This is a genomic window from Gelidibacter mesophilus DSM 14095, assembly GCF_000423005.1.
Lineage (GTDB): Bacteria > Bacteroidota > Bacteroidia > Flavobacteriales > Flavobacteriaceae > Gelidibacter > Gelidibacter mesophilus.
The window spans coordinates 23,020-41,289 of sequence record NZ_AUHD01000008.1 but is presented as its reverse complement, the minus strand read 5'-3'; the positions used below and the strand labels follow the sequence as shown (position 1 = coordinate 41,289).

At 35.4% G+C, this 18,270-nt stretch carries 16 protein-coding genes and 2 pseudogenes; 5 read left to right on the top strand and 13 right to left on the bottom strand.

Annotated elements, in window-relative coordinates; translation table 11 throughout:
* Positions 1–206: 206 nt before the first annotated feature.
* From G525_RS0110475 to G525_RS0110455, 4 genes are all read left to right on the top strand, one after another.
* Entirely contained in the window at positions 207–944 is a 738-nt protein-coding gene (locus G525_RS0110475; RefSeq protein ID WP_027126137.1) for a lysophospholipid acyltransferase family protein, read from the top strand.
* A gap of 12 nt (positions 945–956) precedes the next feature.
* Complete coding sequence (locus G525_RS0110470; RefSeq protein ID WP_027126136.1) at positions 957–1,946, top strand: acyl-ACP desaturase; 990 nt, start codon at positions 957–959, stop codon at positions 1,944–1,946.
* 656 nt (positions 1,947–2,602) lie between these two features.
* Positions 2,603–2,989, top strand: coding sequence for a GxxExxY protein (locus G525_RS0110460; RefSeq protein WP_027126134.1), 387 nt, complete (start codon positions 2,603–2,605; stop codon positions 2,987–2,989).
* Between the two features lie 149 nt (positions 2,990–3,138).
* Positions 3,139–3,795, top strand: coding sequence for an HD domain-containing protein (locus G525_RS0110455; protein WP_027126133.1), 657 nt, complete (start codon positions 3,139–3,141; stop codon positions 3,793–3,795).
* Between the two features lie 73 nt (positions 3,796–3,868).
* On the opposite strand, the gene G525_RS0110450 is transcribed toward G525_RS0110455, so the two are convergent.
* The 4 genes from G525_RS0110450 to G525_RS0110430 all read right to left on the bottom strand — a co-directional run bounded on the left by G525_RS0110450 (position 3,869) and on the right by G525_RS0110430 (position 8,287).
* Entirely contained in the window at positions 3,869–4,735 is an 867-nt protein-coding gene (locus G525_RS0110450) for a TraB/GumN family protein (RefSeq protein WP_027126132.1), read from the bottom strand.
* A gap of 128 nt (positions 4,736–4,863) precedes the next feature.
* Positions 4,864–5,253, bottom strand: a complete 390-nt coding sequence (locus tag G525_RS0110440) for a hypothetical protein (RefSeq protein WP_157491919.1) — start codon at positions 5,251–5,253, stop codon at positions 4,864–4,866.
* A gap of 215 nt (positions 5,254–5,468) precedes the next feature.
* On the bottom strand, positions 5,469–7,175 hold the full coding sequence (locus tag G525_RS0110435) for an AraC family transcriptional regulator (RefSeq protein WP_027126130.1): 1,707 nt from the start codon (positions 7,173–7,175) through the stop codon (positions 5,469–5,471).
* A 38-nt stretch (positions 7,176–7,213) separates the two neighbouring features.
* On the bottom strand, positions 7,214–8,287 hold the full coding sequence (locus G525_RS0110430; RefSeq protein ID WP_027126129.1) for a PA0069 family radical SAM protein: 1,074 nt from the start codon (positions 8,285–8,287) through the stop codon (positions 7,214–7,216).
* A 234-nt stretch (positions 8,288–8,521) separates the two neighbouring features.
* Between G525_RS0110430 and G525_RS0110425 the strand changes: the two genes are divergently transcribed.
* Positions 8,522–10,678 carry a S46 family peptidase gene (locus G525_RS0110425; protein ID WP_027126128.1) on the top strand — a complete coding sequence of 719 codons (2,157 nt, stop codon included), beginning with the start codon at positions 8,522–8,524 and terminating at the stop codon, positions 10,676–10,678.
* Positions 10,679–10,926: 248 nt separating this feature from the next.
* Here G525_RS0110425 and G525_RS22660 read toward each other — a convergent pair.
* From G525_RS22660 to G525_RS0110380, 9 genes and pseudogenes are all read right to left on the bottom strand, one after another.
* Positions 10,927–11,156: pseudogene (locus G525_RS22660) on the bottom strand (PIN domain nuclease); the annotation flags it as partial.
* A gap of 388 nt (positions 11,157–11,544) precedes the next feature.
* Positions 11,545–11,922 carry a DUF2200 domain-containing protein gene (locus G525_RS0110415; RefSeq protein ID WP_035479477.1) on the bottom strand — a complete coding sequence of 126 codons (378 nt, stop codon included), beginning with the start codon at positions 11,920–11,922 and terminating at the stop codon, positions 11,545–11,547.
* Between the two features lie 463 nt (positions 11,923–12,385).
* A pseudogene (locus G525_RS20700) lies at positions 12,386–12,683 on the bottom strand (type II toxin-antitoxin system RelE/ParE family toxin).
* Positions 12,676–12,927, bottom strand: a complete 252-nt coding sequence (locus G525_RS0110405; RefSeq protein WP_027126126.1) for a type II toxin-antitoxin system ParD family antitoxin — start codon at positions 12,925–12,927, stop codon at positions 12,676–12,678. Before G525_RS0110405 ends, G525_RS20700 begins: the two are co-directional and overlap by 8 nt.
* A 320-nt stretch (positions 12,928–13,247) precedes the next feature.
* Positions 13,248–13,814: a DUF4411 family protein gene (locus G525_RS0110400; RefSeq protein ID WP_027126125.1), complete on the bottom strand. Its 567-nt coding sequence runs from the start codon at positions 13,812–13,814 to the stop codon at positions 13,248–13,250.
* Complete coding sequence (locus G525_RS0110395) at positions 13,814–14,911, bottom strand: ImmA/IrrE family metallo-endopeptidase (protein WP_051209884.1); 1,098 nt, start codon at positions 14,909–14,911, stop codon at positions 13,814–13,816. The genes G525_RS0110400 and G525_RS0110395 overlap by 1 nt, the downstream gene beginning before the upstream one ends.
* Positions 14,912–15,165: 254 nt before the next feature.
* Positions 15,166–15,948, bottom strand: coding sequence for an enoyl-CoA hydratase/isomerase family protein (locus G525_RS0110390; protein ID WP_027126123.1), 783 nt, complete (start codon positions 15,946–15,948; stop codon positions 15,166–15,168).
* A 187-nt stretch (positions 15,949–16,135) separates the two neighbouring features.
* Positions 16,136–17,587: a sensor histidine kinase gene (locus G525_RS0110385; RefSeq protein WP_027126122.1), complete on the bottom strand. Its 1,452-nt coding sequence runs from the start codon at positions 17,585–17,587 to the stop codon at positions 16,136–16,138.
* 122 nt (positions 17,588–17,709) lie between these two features.
* Positions 17,710–18,258 (bottom strand): CopD family protein, encoded by a 549-nt coding sequence (locus G525_RS0110380; RefSeq protein ID WP_027126121.1) that lies wholly within the window; start codon positions 18,256–18,258, stop codon positions 17,710–17,712.
* Positions 18,259–18,270: the final 12 nt, after the last annotated feature.

Genomic DNA, 18,270 nt, shown 5'->3' with positions numbered 1-18,270 from the left:
TTGGCGCGATTGGAGAATTTGTAAAGTCTTCATTTTCAAACATGCGCATTGCATTATGCGGTAAATTGAAAAAAATTTTATCCGTAATCTTAATTATATCCAGACTGCAAGGTGGCAAATTTAGCGTTTCTTTTGGAATGTAAAAACAATCAGGCATTGCCATTTATTAATAGGTTTTTAGTTAGAGTTTTTATTAATTTTGCAGTATGAGAAAACTATTGGCTTATCCTTTGACTGTGCTTTATTTGATCTGTTTTGGAATCACGCTCATCGTATTCCATCCCATCCAATGGGTTGCCAATAATGTGTTTGGTTACCAAGCGCTTAAAATTACGGTAGATTGGCTTCAGTTCTTTTTAATACGTTGTCTCAATGTTTTGGGAACGCGTTTCACGTTTGATAATCCTTATGATATTCCCATGGATACACCACTTATTATTGTGGCCAACCATCAAAGTATGTATGATATTTCTCCAATTATGTGGTACATGCGCAAGCATCATCCTAAATTTATTTCAAAAAAAGAATTGGGCAAAGGGATCCCGAGTGTGTCGTATAACTTGCGCCATGGCGGCTCAGTACTGATTGATCGTAAAAATCCTAGGCAAGCCTTGCCTGCCATTATGAAATTTGGTGAGTATATTGAAAAAAGTAAACATGCCGCAGTTATTTTTCCTGAAGGGACAAGAAGTAAAACGGGTGTTCCAAAACCATTTCAGACCAAAGGATTGGAAATAATGATTAAAAAAGTACCTTCTGGCATCATTGTTCCCATAAGTATCAACAATTCGTGGAAAATGTTACGCTACGGGAAATTTCCTATGGGAATTGGAAATCATTTGAAATTCACGGTACATCAACCTATCAAAATTGCTACCTTTGTAGATAAGGAAGAATTAATCAAAGCTGTTGAGCGGACGATTTCTTCAAATATTCATCCCTAAAACCCAAAAAATATGTCTTTAAAGAATGTGAGATTGGAAGTGATGCAGCACTTGGAAAAAGACGTCGAATCACTCATAGAAAAATATCTAATTCCGATTGATAAAATTTGGCAACCCACTGATTTTTTACCGAATTCAGAAAGTGACAAGTTCTATGATGAGGTTAGAGAAATACGCGAATTATCAAAAGAACTGCCCTATGATTTCTGGGTGGTTTTAGTAGGCGATATGATTACGGAAGAAGCTTTGCCTACCTATGAGTCTTGGTTGATGGATGTGGAAGGCGTTGATCAGGTAGGACGAAATTCTTGGGGCAAATGGGTGCGCCACTGGACTGCAGAAGAAAACAGACATGGTGATGTGCTGAACAAATATTTATACTTGTCAGGGCGCGTTAACATGAAAGAAATTGAAAAGACCACACAGCATTTAATTGCCGACGGATTTGATATTGGTACCGATAGAGATCCATATAAAAACTTTATATATACCAGTTTTCAGGAATTGGCCACGTATGTGTCCCATAATCGTGTGGCTAAAATAGCCAAGGAAAAAGGCAATAAGTCCCTCTTTAAAATGTGTAATATTATTGCTGGCGATGAGATGCGTCACCATCATGCGTATTCTGAATTTGTGGAACGTATTTTCGAAGTAGATCCCAATCAAATGATGATGGCCTTTCAAACCATGATGAAGCAAAAAATCACCATGCCGGCACATTTCCTAAGAGAATCTGGAGATCAGATAGGAACAGCGTTTGAAGAATTCTCAAATACGGCACAACGGATTGGGGTATATACCTCTGCAGATTATGTCGATATTTTAGAGAAGTTGATCAACCGTTGGGATATAGGAAATATTAAAAACCTATCGGATGATGCTGAAAAAGCAAGAGACTATCTCATGAAACTTCCAGACCGCATGAAACGTCTGGCAGACCGAATGAAAATTCCAGAAAACTCCTATCAATTTAAATGGGTGGAGCCGGCGAGACTGAAATAGCATAAAGCAGAAATTCACTTACATATATAATCTCTTAATATTCATAAAAATCAGCGTTCCATTTAATTATAGAACGCAGATGACACAGATACAGCAGATTTTCACTGATTTATATGGTCTCATAAACAAAAATCATAACTTCGTTTCAATAGTTTATCATTTTTAAATCCTAAAAAATCAGCGTTATCAGCGTTCCATTAATTTATAGAACGCAGATGGCACAGATATAGCAGATTTCCATTGATTATATGGTCTCATAAATAGAACTCATAACTTCGTTTCAATAATTTATCATTTTTAAATCAAAAAAAATCAGCGTCATCAGCGTTCCATTTAATTATAGAACGCAGATGACACAGATACAGCAGACTTCCATTGATTTATATGGTCTCATAAACAAAAATCATAACTTCGTTTTAATAGTTTAACATTTTTAGATCATAAAAACTCAGCGTCATCAGCGTTGCATTTATGTATAGCACGCAGATGACACAGATATAGCAGATTTCCACTGATTTATATGGTCTAATAACTTCGTTTTTATAATTTATCAATTTTAAATCATAAAAAATCAGCGTCATCAGCGTCATCAGCGTTCTATTACTTTTGGAAATCAATAACTTTAATGCTTTCTTTATAGATAAAACCATTGCACTTTGGAAAATTATAAACATTCAGAAACTACAGAACTTATTATCAAGTGTTTCTACAATGTATATAATCAATTAGGTTACGGATTTCTGGAAAAAGTATATGAAAATGCCATGTTTTTAGAACTCAGAAATTTAGGACTTTTTGTTGAAAAGCAAAAACGCATTAGGGTCTATTATAAGCAACAGCAAGTTGGAGATTATTATGCCGACCTAATTGTTTCTGAAGCTGTCATCATTGAAATCAAAGCAGCTGAATCCTTATGTGAAGAACACGAATTTCAACTCATAAATTATTTAAAAGCTACAGAAATAGAAGTTGGACTCTTACTCAACTTTGGAAAAAAGCCTCAAATAAAACGAAAAGTATTTTCTAACGAATCGACAGATTGATTTGTTCAAACACTATTGCATCTGTTCCTAAGCCAAATAACTCGGATACAGTTGATTTTATTTATTATATTGAGTAATTGAGGATTATTTAGTCATAAAATTTTATCGGTGTAAATCATAAACAATCCGCGTCATCAGCGTTCTATTATATGAAAATTAAAAAAGTTCAAGTAGATAAAACAATAGCCTTCGTAAAACACCAATTAAAAAATGCCGAAGGTGGGCATGATTGGTTTCACATTGAACGGGTGTATAAAAATGCTTTATTGATTGCTCAAAATGAAGACGTTGATACTTTTGTAGTTCAATTGGGTGCCTTGCTCCATGATATTGCCGATAGCAAATTTCATAACGGAGATGAAACGATTGGTCCAAAAATAGCCCGTGAGTTCTTAGTAACAATTAAGGTCAATATGGAAGTTATTGATCACGTTATCCACATCATTCAAAACATATCCTTTGGCGGCGGAAATGAAGTTCAAAAATTCAAATCCCCAGAACTGGATGTCGTCCAGGACGCCGACCGATTGGATGCGCTTGGCGCCATTGGGATTGCACGGACGTTTAATTACGGGGGTTTTAAAAACAGAGCACTCTACGATCCTAAAGTCCCTCCAACTTTAAACATGTCCAAAGAAGCATATAAAGCTTCTAACGCTCCAACGCTCAATCATTTCTATGAAAAACTATTGTTGCTAAAGGACAAAATGAATACAAAAACAGGGAGAGAAATTGCCTTAGAGCGACATGCATTCATGACGCAGTTTCTTGAGCAATTTCATGACGAATGGAATGGTCGTAAATAAAGTAAGACCTTTCAAGTTTTTAAAGCCTGAAAGGTCTGAACAAAATTGATTAAGAAATAGCTTCTATGGCATCTTAATCCAATACCGGAGTGACCGTGTACCCTGCTGCTCGCAACAAATTGACAACCCCCTGATCTCCTCCAAGATGACCTGCGCCAACCCCATAAAATGTAGTTTGCGCTTTCGAGAATTTCGCAATCTCCGGAATCCAATTGTTGTTTCTTTCGTCTAAAAATTTCTCCATCATCTTGATGTCACCTTTCATATAGTCATCCATATAGCCATATAACGCCTCAATGTCTTCAGATACATAAAGCTGTACCATTTTATTAAACAATTCAGCATTTTCTTTAGGCTTGCTAATCATCTCGACAAGATCATCTATTTGTTTCTCATAAGGTATAGCATCAAAAACAGCCACTTGAGAGGCATATGTTTCTAAACCATGCATTTCTTTATCGGCTTCTTTTGCCATTTGCATCAAGCTCATTTCAAAACTGGCAATAGGACCGTCTACCGTTGCCATTAAAATAACAGACATTAACATAAACGGTTTTACGGTATTATACATTTGCATGCCAGTTCCCGTTTTTTCCTTCAAGTAGCTATCCAGTAATTCGTATTCACTGTCATCCATATAAGACTTTATTTCTGTGCCTTTCTCCAAATAAGAATGGGCCATGATATCTTTCATGAATTCTGGACCAGACATATCCAACTCCATAACAACTTGCTCAGAGGCTTCAAAAGCCGCTTTCACTTTGTCTTTCAATAGAAAATCTTTTTGCGGAATTAAGTGCATGGTTCCGAAAAGATAGGAAGTCTTGATGTTGTCGCCCTCAATTTTCCAAAGATTTGAATTCCTGTTTTCCTGAGCATTTAAGGTAAAGGAAAGAATGCTCAGCGTTGCGCTTACGATAATTTTTACGAGTGTATTCATAATTGTATAAGTTGTTTAAGGTTAAAAAAATAATTCTAAGGTGAGATAAATAGCTATTCCGGCAACAATGCCCAAGAGAAATTTAATTGTTCTGATTTTTTGATTTGTTTTTTGATCTGTTTTCATAGTTATTCAATTTTACCGTTAGCTATGGTTATTTTATGATGACCACTTTCAGATATAAAATCCAAAGTCATATGATCAATAGTTTCAAATCGATCTACCTTGGTTTTTAGTAATTTATCAATACGTGTAACTTCATCGTCAAAATTGGAATAATCACAATTAGTAAGTTCATAGGCCACTTTTGATGACGTGAAACCATCGTCTTTATTATATTGTATTCCGTGTGAATACGTTGTTTTTGCAATGGTCTCACAATGGCAATGGTCTTCTAAAACAGTTTGAATCTGATCTGTAAGGTCATGGTTTTTTTTAAAGGTTTTGACCGTTTTGCCAACACCATATCCAACCACTCCAAAGACGATAAAAATGAGGATGAGTTTTTTTGCTTTCATAATACTTAGGTTTAAATGATTCATATTTCTGAAATCAAATTTCTTGCAAATAAAACCCTAAAACAAGACAAGCCTCCCGACGTTTAGAAAAATAGGGAAGCTTTTTAAGGGTTTAAGTTATTGATTATTAGATTTATAAATCTAAATAGGGCAAAATCATGAAGATGAAATCACTCAGCCCTAAATTTATAAAATTAGGGTAAAAGCAGGAGGGTTTACTTTAAACTCTTAAGTTGTTTGATGTAAAAGGAAGGATTTAATCCTGTATTCTGTTTGAAGTATTTTGTAAATGAGTCGGCACTTTTGTAACCCAATTCTTCGGAAATGGATTGGATTGAAAAGGATCTGAACCGTGAATCATTCTCCAATCTCACAATAGCATAATTGATACGCAGATCATTGATATAGGTATTAAAATTTTTTTGATAATGCGAATTGACAACTTTGGATAAATAAGAGGTGTTGGTTTTAATTTTTTTGGACACATTATAAGCATTACACTCTTGCTTTAAAAAGTACTCTTGAGCCTCTAGTTTTTTCAAACCTGAAAGAATTTGCTGGGTAACATCGTCGCTCACATCTGAAGTAACCGTGTCTTCCAGCACTTCGTCTTTGGTGTCCACGACGTGCTGTTTTTCTTCTGTTTTTAAAGTGTTCAACCTCAGCTGGAGATCATTAAATTTTTCTTCATTTCTTTTCTTATTCCTATAGAATTTCAGTTGGATGATGAGTAAACCGAAAATTACTAAAGTCGCCGCCAATCCCAAATACTTAAAATTATTATGTTGGTCGTCTTTTTCAGATTTCAGTTGGAACAGTTCCGCTTGAAACTCCTCAATTTTCTTTTGGTTGAAATTGGTATCAATGATTTGATTGAGATCTTTTTTTGAATTGTGCTTTTGTATGTATTTTTCAAAATTAGAATTTGCTTTTTCGTAATCACCTTTTTCCTTATAGGCCTTTGCCAATAACTCATAATTAGCGTCGTTATTTGAATAGTTGAGGCTGTCGCGTTCGGTTAAAGCAACCGAATTTTCCAGGATGGCAATCACTTCATCATAGTTTTTCACCTTGTAATAAACAGAAGCTAATGAAAACCGGGTTTGCATCAGGGTTATTTTATTACCTATTTCAAGACTCAATGAATCTGCTCTATATAAGTTTTTAAAAGCCTTTTCGTATTGATTTTTTTCAGCATAAGCAGTGCCCATAAACCGATAAATTCCGGCCAAAGAGAATTGATCATTTTGAAATTTTGCTTGCGCGATAGCGCGTTCTGTATAAAATAAAACGGAATCTGGTTCTTTCAAATTTGTGAACACCATGGCATGTAACATGTCATTTTTGGCTAAAATCTCATTATTCAGGTCACTTTCATCTTCAAGAATAACTTTTCTGCCCTCCTTAAGGATTGTAAGTGCTTCATTATAGTTTCCTATCTGGTCTTTAAAATAAGCCAAATTGTGTTTGACGCTAACCGACTTTAATGTGAAGTTATGAGCTTCAGCAATACGAATGGCTTCAAAATATGCGGGCAAGACCTTGTCATAGATTCCTAAATCAGAATGAATGTTTCCTAAAGAATTGAAGACGCTCACTTTTAATTCTGGATTGTCAACTTTATCTAAAAGGCTTTCTGCCGACAGTTGATTCTCTAAAGCAAGATTTAAATTACCCAGTATGCGGTTAGACTCACCCATTAAATTAAGAGCCGTGCCTTGGGTTTCGTAATCGTTGGTCTTTTCAGATTTTTTTAAAAGATACTTGCAATAATCAACGGAGGTTTTTGGATTTGACCTCATGTTATCCACAATTAATTGCTTGAGTTCAATGGTAGATATATTTACTAAAGTGTCTGGTTCTTGAACGTTTATTGAAAAAGCACCAATTAAAAACACAAAAAATAAAAGTTGATTTCTCATTAAAAGTGGACATGAAAATACGATGTCAAATATAAGGATTAAAATAACTTTAGCTGACCATCCTTAAACTGTTCGTGAAGCGACGTATTTAGTTTTGGCATCGATGTATCCTTAAAATATTTGAGTTTTGCCAGTTTGACCATGTCGTTTATTTGTTTTGCGATTTCTCCTTCGCCACGCATTCGGATATCATAACGGGAATCGTTTAAACTTCCGCCATGACAACTTTCTATTTGGTGCAGTACCTTATCTGCCCGATCAGGCATCGTTTTATGGATCCAATCTGAAAATATTTCACCAATGGCGCCGTTTAATCTCACAATGGTGTGGCCCATACTCAAAGCGCCCATTTCTGAAACTTTTTTAGCCAACGTCAAGACCTCATGACTGTTAATGGAGGGAATAATGGGAGCCATCATCACATTTACCGGAATACCATTTTCTGATAAGATTTTTACAGTTTCCAATCGTTTTTTAATGGTCGCGGTCCTGGGTTCCAGAATACGTCTTGTCTCTTCAGAAAGTGACGTTATGGAGATGTTGACCGCAATTAAATTGTCTTTCGCTAAGGCTTTTAGAAGCTCCAAATCACGTAAGATTAATGCGTTTTTTGTAATAATGCCCACCGGATGTTTGTATTTTAAAAATACTTCCAAACAATTTCTGGTAATTTCAAATTGCTTTTCAGCGGGTTGGTAGCAATCCGTATTGCCCGACATTACAATGGGATGTGCTTGCCAGTTTTTTCTTTTGATGAATTTTTCCAAAAGAAGTGGTGCATCTTTTTTTACTAAAATCCGACGCTCAAAATCCAAACCTGCACTGTATCCCCAAAATTCATGCGTGTTGCGTGCGTAACAATAAATGCAGCCATGTTCACAACCTTGATACATATTCATGGAGTAACCCATTCCTACATCAGGACTTTTAACCTTATTGACAATCGTTTTAGGGAATACTTCAAGAAAGAGCGTTTTGTTTTTATCGGTCTCTTCACCTTCCTTGGCGCAGTATTCGAGAAAATCATCACGCATTTCATGGCTTAATTCAAAGAAACGATTGGGTACGTTAATTTGTGCTCCACGACCTTTGAGGGTAGGATTTGGGTCCATAGTGATAGTGTTTTGCTAATTCCTATTGTTAGGATGGGACCATAAAGTTAAGACTAAACCTTTCCATTTGATGGCTACAGAATGTAGAAACTGTTCTTATCAATTCATTATGAAGTCAATACGATTTTACAAACTTCATGGATAAGCTAAAAAATAACAAGGTTTTAACAGTTGGAGATTCTTTATACCATCTAAAAATTCGATATTTTTGGCGCTCACATATAATTTAAAAACATGAAGAAATTATTGCTTTCCCTCACTATTTTTATGTTCACTTTTTCTTCTGCGATAAAAGCAGATGAAGGCATGTGGTTCTTGATGCATATTGAGCGTTTGAACCAAAGAGATATGCAAAAAATGGGACTTCAACTGACTGCTGAAGAAATTTACAGCGTCAACAATAGAAGTTTAAAAGATGCCATTGTACAATTTAATGGGGGCTGTACCGCCAGTATTGTTTCTGATAGCGGATTGGTGTTGACTAACCATCATTGCGGCTATGATGCCATTGCGGAATTATCAACAGCTGATAGAAATCATCTCAAAGATGGCTATTGGGCAAAGTCACTCGATGCAGAGTTAAAGCCAGAAAGTTTATATGTCAGATTCTTTGTAAGAATGGATGACGTTTCAAAGCGTATGTTGGCACAAGTAAATACTGACATGTCTGAGAAAGAGCGTGAAGTTGCCCTTAACAAAGAAATTGCAAAAATTGAACAGGAAAATAATGACGGTGGAAAGTATACCGTTTCTGTACGGTCATTCTATCAAGGCAATGAGTTTTACTATTTTGTTTATGAAGATTATAAAGATGTCCGTCTGGTAGGAACACCTCCTGAAAGTGTTGGAAAATACGGTGGCGATACTGATAATTGGGAATGGCCAAGACATACGGGGGATTTTTCTTTATTCAGAGTTTATGCAGATGCTGATGGTAACCCAGCAGAATATTCCACTGAAAACGTTCCTTTAAAATCAAAATACCATCTTCCTGTCAGTATTGATGGCGTAAAGGAAAATGACTTTGCGATGATTTTAGGCTATCCAGGGAGAACGAATCGTTGGATGCCTGCACAAGGTGTTGAGCAAAACGTGAAATTTGCTTATCCGGCGTGGGTGGAAGGTTCTAAATTGAGTATGGACGTCATGAAAAAATACATGGATAATGACGAAGCTATCAATTTAATGTACGCGTCATCTTATGCAAGTATTGCCAACTACTGGAAAAACCGTGGTGGGATGATTGACGCTTTAACCGATCATAAAACCGTAGCCACCAAAACTAAAGTAGAGGATGCTTTTGACAAATGGGCGAACAAAAAGAAAAATAAAGCCAAATATGGAACGGTGATTTCTGATATCAACGCGTATTATAAACTGACCAATGAAAAAGCGCAACACGATAATTATTTGACCGGAATTTTGCGAGCCAGTAAATTTGCGGCCCTACCTTATCGATTGGGTGGTGCTTTAGAGCAATATACAAATGCTAATGAAGCGGCGCGTGAAAACATGCTTCCAAGATTGGAATCGTTTATTGAAAGTTCGTTTAAAGACTTCTATATGCCTTTGGAAAAAGAAATTCTCGCAAAGCAATTGAACTTATATGCCTCTAAAACCAATTATCCACTTCCAGAGATGGTGAATGAAGTTGGCGCAAAAAACAACAATGACTTTACGGCATTTGTAGACTCTACTTTTGATGAAAGCATCTTTACCTCAAAGGAAAAGGTGATGGCATATTTGGAAAATCCTGAGGCTTCAAAGTTGGAGAATGATCAGTTGTATAAACTATCTGGTCAATTGTTGACGAAATACAGAGAACAGCCTGAAAATTTAGTGCAGCCGGAAAATGATTTTCAAGCGGCTTTTAGAAAATTGGTGGCTGGATTACGTGAGTCGGGGTTAAGTAATATTCAATATCCTGATGCTAACTCAACCTTGCGTTTAAGCTACGGAAAAGTGAGAGCTTTGCCTGAGGATGATAGAAATGACGCTGCAGTTAACAACTACACGACTTTAAAAGGTATGGTTGCGAAATACAAACCAAACGATGATGAATTTGATTTGCCACAACACATGCTGGAGGCTTATGAGAAAAAAGATTATGGACGTTATGCTAACGAAAAAGGTGAGCTTTCCGTAAACTTTTTATCAGACAATGATATTACGGGTGGTAATTCAGGATCTCCAGTAATCAATGGAAAAGGCGAATTGATAGGGTTGGCTTTTGACGGAAATATTGAAGCCATGGCTGGAGACGTTATCTTTGATAGCAATCTACAACGTACAATTAACGTTGATATCAGATACGTTCTTTGGTTGATTGATAAATATTCAGATGCCAAGCATATTGTGGATGAATTGACGATTGTTGGCGGGAAGTCGTAAGTCGAGATTAGAAGGTAGAAATCTTCGCTTGTAGAGGAAGTGGTGAGACCGATGACGGATGACTGATGTTCGAAGACAGATTAACGATGGAGACATAAAATTAAAAAATGCGAACTAAATAAGTGGTTCGCATTTTTTATTGGGTTATTTAAGGTTGGTACATTTCAGGTAAGTGAAAAGTGAGTTTGATTGACGTATTAAACTCAAAGCAAACAGTTAATAATACACAGCTCTATTGATGACCGAGATTATTTTCGAGCTAAATATTCTTTTGCAGTTAAAACAGGAATATTTGAGTTTTTAAAGTCTTTTTTATTTCTTTTATTATGATATCTATTTGGTTTTCCAAAGCTGAGTAGTATTGAAGTCCATCTTCAAAATCAGTGAAATTATCGTCACTCAAAGCGAATTCCGTCATTTTATCATCTAAACTTAAAACCTCCACAAGTCTCTTAAATTTCCTTAATATTTCTCTCGCGTGCGGATGTCCATTTTGTCAGAAGTAACCTAGAAGGAAGTAATTGATGATCTATTATGCTGTCACTTGGGATTATTTCGTCCGTTTTATTTTGGGTAGCTTTTGTCAGAGAGATTTTTCTCCTTTGTCAACATTTTCTCGAGTCTGGGAATTGTCTCCTCACTTTAAAGTTTTAAATATTCTTGAATAAATTCTATTTTTTGAGCTTCTAAATTCAATTTGAATTTTATCAATGATACTAAATTATCAATTTTAGTTCGCTTTTTTCTTGGTTTTAAGGGTTAAAGTGCGAGGAGTTTCGGTAGAAAAATCAGATATGGTTATGGCGAAACTAGCTTGGTTTTGACAAAAAACTGCAATTATTTCTATATGGTGAGAGTGCCAGTTTTTATTTCTTTTCTACTCGCAGAATTTTTTCAATTTTACGTCCTTTTGCTAATTCATCATACAACTTATCTAAATATCGACATTGTCTATACAATTCAAATTCATCTGGTATTTCTTCAATACGATAACCACAAACCATGCCTTTAATGAGATGAGCATTGGGATGTAATTCTGCTTTTTGAAAGAATGTTTCAAAAGTCGCTTTTTCATCTATCAGTTGCTGTATTCTTTCCTCATCAAAGCCAGTTAACCATTCTATCACTTGATGGAATTCTTCTTTCGTTCTCCCATTTTTCTCTAACCTATTTATGTAATGAGGATAAACAGATGCAAATGTCATTTTAGCAATTTTTTCGTTTTTTTCAGCTGTAACCTTCATTTTTATTAGATTTGTGTGAATTGGTGCCGACCGTTCTGGTATGGGCGGTGGCGTGATTCGTTACGGACAATTCCAAACAGGTACTTACTATTGGAAATCCGCGAGGATTTTTAGTAGAATGCTAGAACTAGCAATTACATAGCCATTTTTGGCAACAGTTTTTATAATTTCCGGTTACAATTTTTCAGGCAAATCTTGTCGACCTATTATTGCCATTATCTGTAAATGATATACTTTGTCTAGACATAATTAATGATTTGGTGTAAAAAAACATCAAGTATGCATCACATGCAGATTATTGTCAACGTTACGTATATGGAACGGAGCGTTTAAATTTACAATAACTTTTGGATAGGCACTGAGCCAAATCAAAGATTTGGCGGGCATTCCAAATAAGCAACTACCTTTCAGACATTCTAAAACAAGCTATGTTTTTAATCACTTCTTTGTTGTGTGTAGTTTTTTATACGTTTATTCTCTCTTTTAAATCCATTCTCTCGTGTAAAATTCTTGTAATTTCGACATAGTTATCATTGAATGTTCGATAGAAAATGATATGTCTATTCGATTTTATTCCAAGAAGATTTTGAGTAATTCCGTTATAGTTTTTTCCTAAACTTGGGTTGTCAGCAATTTTTTGACAGTCAGAAATTAGCGATTCATAATAAATATCCGCTTGCTTTTCTGACCATACTTCAAACGTATACCCAAATTTTCGATAAATCCTCAACGGCCTTGTTTGTAAGCTTAAAATTAGCCATTTAAGTTCTTTTTCGATTTTAGAGATTCAAGATGCTTTTTAGGATCAAAATCGTGCGCGATACCGCTATCAATGCCGTCCTGAATTGCGTTCCTCAGTGCAATGACCTTAGTTTCTTCTTCTTCTAAAAGCCTTAATCCAGCCCGTATAACTTCGCTTACATTTTTAAATCGACCTTCTTTGATTCGACTTTGAACAAATTCTTCAAAATAATTTCCGAGTGATATTGATGTGTTTTTGCTCATTTTATTTCTACTTTACTCAAATATACCAAAAATTGGTAAAACATCCAAGTCTTCGAATTCTGAGTAAGGTTTTTCGAATGCTCTGAAATTCGACTTTTAGTATTTTTTGATTTTCAGCTTATTTTTTGATTTTCTTGAAAGGTTAGCTTTAAGAGATTAATTTTTCCCGAAATGGGAAGAATTATACAGAACGTGCTTGTATATGGTTTGTTGTGTGTTTTAAGCACCTAATTTAGCAAATACAAACCAAATAGAAAATCTGCGAGGATTTTCGTAAGTAGGCGAGAACTAGCAATAAATTACGGTGTTGTACGCTGGCTTTACTTAAACTCAATGTCTATGCCTTGATAAACTTTTAATAACTCAGGCAAGGTCATTACATTCACATCAAGAATTTTACAAATCGCAGGAATTTTTTTAAATGCTTTGCTGTCATTCCCATTTTCAGATTCTTCCGTAACTATTGTAATTTCCTCTTTTTCATTTTTCTTAATAAGAGCAAGAATAATCATTCTTGCGTCTGCTGTTTCTAAAAACTCCTTTTTACGTTCTTCGAATTCTGCTTCATTGAGTCTTCTAGATAGTGGTGTTCTGAAATTGTCATTTAAAAGATTATAAAATTTCTTTGTTGAAGGTGGAAGTAAATCTTTTGTTTTTATAGGAAGTTTAAAAGTTTTCTTAAAATCTTTTTCGTTCAAATAGTCTAAAGATTTTAGAACTAACCCTTGAGTTGTATATTCACATTCTTCATAGACAGCATCTATTAGAATTAAATTGCCATTTTCAAATTCAGACTTTATGAATTTATATAACTTTGTATTCTGGTCAAATGGTAAGTAATAACGAACCAAGGACAGTAAGGAACTTGTATCAATTATTACTTTCATCAAATGTATTTTTCTAGTTTTTCGGGTTTGATATTGAGTTTTTTACAAACCTCATATTCGTTCAATACACCTTCGTAATATGCTGTTTGAATTGTAGATAAAAACAAAGGTGAAGGAATTGGTTTGGCAACAGAACCTCTTTGTTTTATTCCTTGCTCTTTTTGTAATTGTATTTCCCGTTCCTTTTCTTCTTGTTGTTGTCTGTAAAGAATCTCAAATTCTTCCTTCACCAAATTATAGTTTGACTTTGATATTTTACCCTGATAAAGAAGTCTAGTGAAAAGAGATAATTTACTTAAATGAGTTTGGTAAGAAACTTTCGCTATAAATTCGTGATGATAATCATTATCTGAAGAGGCTTTTTCTAAAGAATCTATTGATTCTGCATAACTACCTGCCAAAAAGAAAAAAGCAAAATCGTTACACCAACGCTCTATTGAAGATAAATTTTTATTAAAGACAGCATAATTAATTTCTTCAATTTCCTCTTCATCTAGTAAATAATGACCTAGTTCGTGGGCAAGTGTGAAAATTTCCCTTGAGAAAGATTGATGTCTTTTAAGCACAATCATATTTGGCTTTAAATAGAAACCATCAATATTCGCTTTTTCCTTTTTATTCCAAGTCTCAATGAATTCGAAAACCATTATGTTTTTTGATGCAAATGACCCAATTAATGACTTTAAAAAATTACGTCTATTATTATCGAATTTTGGATATAAAACTTTTCGAGCTTTTAAAGCAATTTCTCGAGGATTGTCAGAAGTTGAATATTTTTTAATTTTCCTTTTAAAATCTAAATCAGATAGTTTTGCAATTGCAGAAAGAGAAAGTTTTAATTCTTCAAATTGATTTACAATTTTAATAGCTCCAACATTTAGCTCATCGTTATGAAAATTTTGCTTCCTAAAAAAGACACTCGCTTCTTTAGATTTTTCAGGTGCTTTTGGGTCAAGGTAATAATGAAGGCCCTTTTCAAAGAGTTTGTCAATTCTTTTTAAATAAGATATCTGTATTTCTTTTCCAAACACATCTTCTTTAGTGATTGGGTTTTTAAGTCCAGCACTAATTCTTTGCAAGAAATCCTGTACGTCCATTCTGTACATTTCTAGCAAATGTCTAATTCGTGATATGTTATGTTCTACTTTCAATTTTGTTTCTAAAAGTTTAATGCAAAGTTACGATTTCTTTTCAGCTTGCGTACAACTCCTATTATGTGGAACATGTTCTAACACTCGAATTGTGCAGATAGAGTACTAATCATTTAAGGTACATAAATCAATTCAGCGAAAACCAGCTAAATCTTTGTCATCCGTGTTCCATCGAGATTCCTGCCTGCGCAAGAATTTGTTTATTTCCCAGGAAACTCCGCCTTACGTTTTTCCAAAAATGCCGTTGTTCCTTCGGTGAAATCTTCGGTACCGAAGCATTTTCCAAATTGTTTGATTTCTACCTTATAACCATCAACACCATCTTTATAATTGGCGTTGATCGCTTTTATGGCGCCTTTAATGGCCACTGGAGAATTACGCATGATCTTGCTTGCAATCTTTTCGCATAAAGGCATCAGTTCGTCTTGTGTAGTGACGTGATTGACCAAGCCATAGGCTTTTGCAGTTTCGGCATCAATCATTCCAGCTGTCATGACCATTTCCATGGCGCGACCTTTCCCGACCAATTGTGGTAAGCGCTGCGTTCCTCCATAGCCCGGAATAACGCCCAAGGACGTTTCTGGCAAGCCCATTTTGGCAGTGTCGCTTGCAATCCTGAAATGACAGGCCATGGCCAATTCAAGTCCGCCACCAAGGGCAAATCCGTTGACCGCAGCAATGACTGGAGTTGAAAGATTTTCAACATAGTCAAACAGCAATTCCTGACCTTTGGCAGCCAATTTTCCGCCATCCTCCACATCAAAATGTGCGAATTCACTAATGTCAGCACCCGCAACAAAGGCCTTTTCTCCACTTCCGGTAATAATGATCACTTTGGTGTGCTTATCTTTATCGGCGATTTTAAAGGCTTGATTAAGCTCATTAATGGTCGCTTTGTTTAACGCATTTAATTTTTTAGGTCGGTTAATGGTTATTGTGGTGATACCGTTGTTTGATTCTGATAAGATATTTTCGTAAGACATTATTGTGTTTTTTAAAAGTTGAGAATCTGACTTCGTATAAATTTCTATGACAACTTCAAAACAAAACTATCTGTATTTCTGTTCAAAGCGCCAAAGCCTTAAAATTAAACAATATTTTGTGAGATATGCTAACTTGAACCTAAAGGTTTTGCCTTTTAAAGTCTTTCAATTGGGCGAAGCAGGAAGTTTATGCTTTGGGAAATGTCACCGTAAAGATTGTGCCTCTTCCTTTTTGGGAAGTAAACGTAATGGTGCCGTTATAAGTTTCTACAATATTTTTGACCATCGCCAAACCTAGGCCCATTCCGCTGGATTTTGTAGTAAACTTTGGTTCAAATATTCTCGAAATATTTTCTTGGGAAACGCCTTTCCCATTGTCGGAAACGGCAATTTTAACCATGTCTTGTTCAGACATGACGCTAACCACCACTTTCGGATCTTTATCTTCGACAATCGCCTGAGTAGCGTTCTTTACCAAATTGGTCACCACTCGGATTAGTTGGGTACGGTCTAATTTTGAGATGATTTCCTTTTCATCAGCTACAAAAACGATATAATCTTCACTAAAAATATCCAGGGCCAATTTTACAATTTCCACCACATTCAAAGTTTCATTTTGTTGGGCAGGCATTTTAGCAAAATTGGAAAAGGCCGAAGCAATGGAGCTCATCGTATCAATTTGCTGAATGAGTGTTTTGCTGTACTCGTCCACTTTATGATAGATTTCCGGATCGCCATGATCAAACTTGCGCTGAAAACTTTGCACGCTCAACCGCATGGGTGTTAGCGGATTTTTAATTTCGTGCGCTACTTGTTTGGCCATTTCGCGCCAGGCCTGTTCACGTTCAGAAGTAGCTAATTTAACGGCACTTTCCTGAAGTTCGTCAATCATACTATTATAAGAATTGACCAAAGTAGCTATCTCTTCGCTGGAAGAATCTATTTCAATCCGTTTATTCTGTTTTTCCAAACGCGTTGCATTGATTTTGTCACTTATGGTCTTAAGTGATTTTGTAATGTATTTTGAAAGAAAATATGCCAAGACAATGGCCAAGATGAGCATCACAAAATACGCATATCCCAAACGCTCCAAAAACTCAATTAATTCCTTATTTAAAAACTCATCATTTTCTAGATACGGCAGATTTAAAATGGCAATAGGTTTGAATTTCTTATCGGTGATATAAGTGTAGGAAGATTGGAAAGTTTGATTGTTCAATGTGGTTTTTTCCACATATCTGTGCTCAGAGGTATTGGATAGTGCATTTAAAATATCGGCGTGTAAACAACTGGATAAAGTATCACCTTCAATACTCGATTTTGATGATTTTATTAATCCGCCCTCAAGATCAAAAAGGTTAACTTGCAATTGATGGATGTCTGCAATCTTATAAATCTCCTCTTTAAAAATTAATCGGACATTATCGGTTTTGACTTCCCAAGTTGTTTCCCGGATCACAAAATCAATATGCCGTTTGATATTGTCTTCCTTCCGTTCTAAGCGATCGCGATGATAGTCTTGTGCTTCTTCATTGTATTGATAAATAGTTACCGCCGCAATTAGGATGGACGCGATAAGCACCAACAAGATCATGGCGAAAAAGATGCGTACGCGTAAGGAAAGTCTTCTTATTTTCATCAATATATGAGTAGCGCGATAAAGGTATCAATAATCAAACCAAAAACGACTATGCCGAAAATCTCAAAAAACAAAATTTTAAATTCGAATAAAATGATCGTTGAAATTTGAGGTTTGAAATTTTATGATTCCGGATTCTTGCTTCTGATGTTTTTATATATTTTGAATCCCAACATCAAAAGCACCCCTAAAACCACAATTCCTACCACTCCAAAAATCCAATTAATGGAGCTTTTTAAGATGACCAAAAACACCACAGAGAATAAGATAAAGGTGGCGCCTTCATTCCAAAGTCGCATAAAGTTGGAGGTCTTTTTAACGTTGTCGCGCTGTAATTGTTTATAATACTGATGGGTTTTTAAATGATAACATATTAAGAGCACAACAAACGCCAACTTAACGTGCATCCAACCTTGCTGCAACCAAGACGGCGCCAGAATAAGTAGCCAAATGGCAAATACGGTTGCTAAAATGGCTGACGGCCAAGTAATAATATACCAAAGACGATTGGCCATTAATTTAAGTTGCTTTCCTAAAATTTCTTTCTCTGGGGATGGTTTATGGAAGGCTTCGATTTGATAGACAAACAATCTCGGAATATAGAACAGACCGGCAAACCAAGTAATAACAAAAATGAGGTGTAGGGCTTTTATATAGTTGTAGTATTCCATAGCTCAAAAATA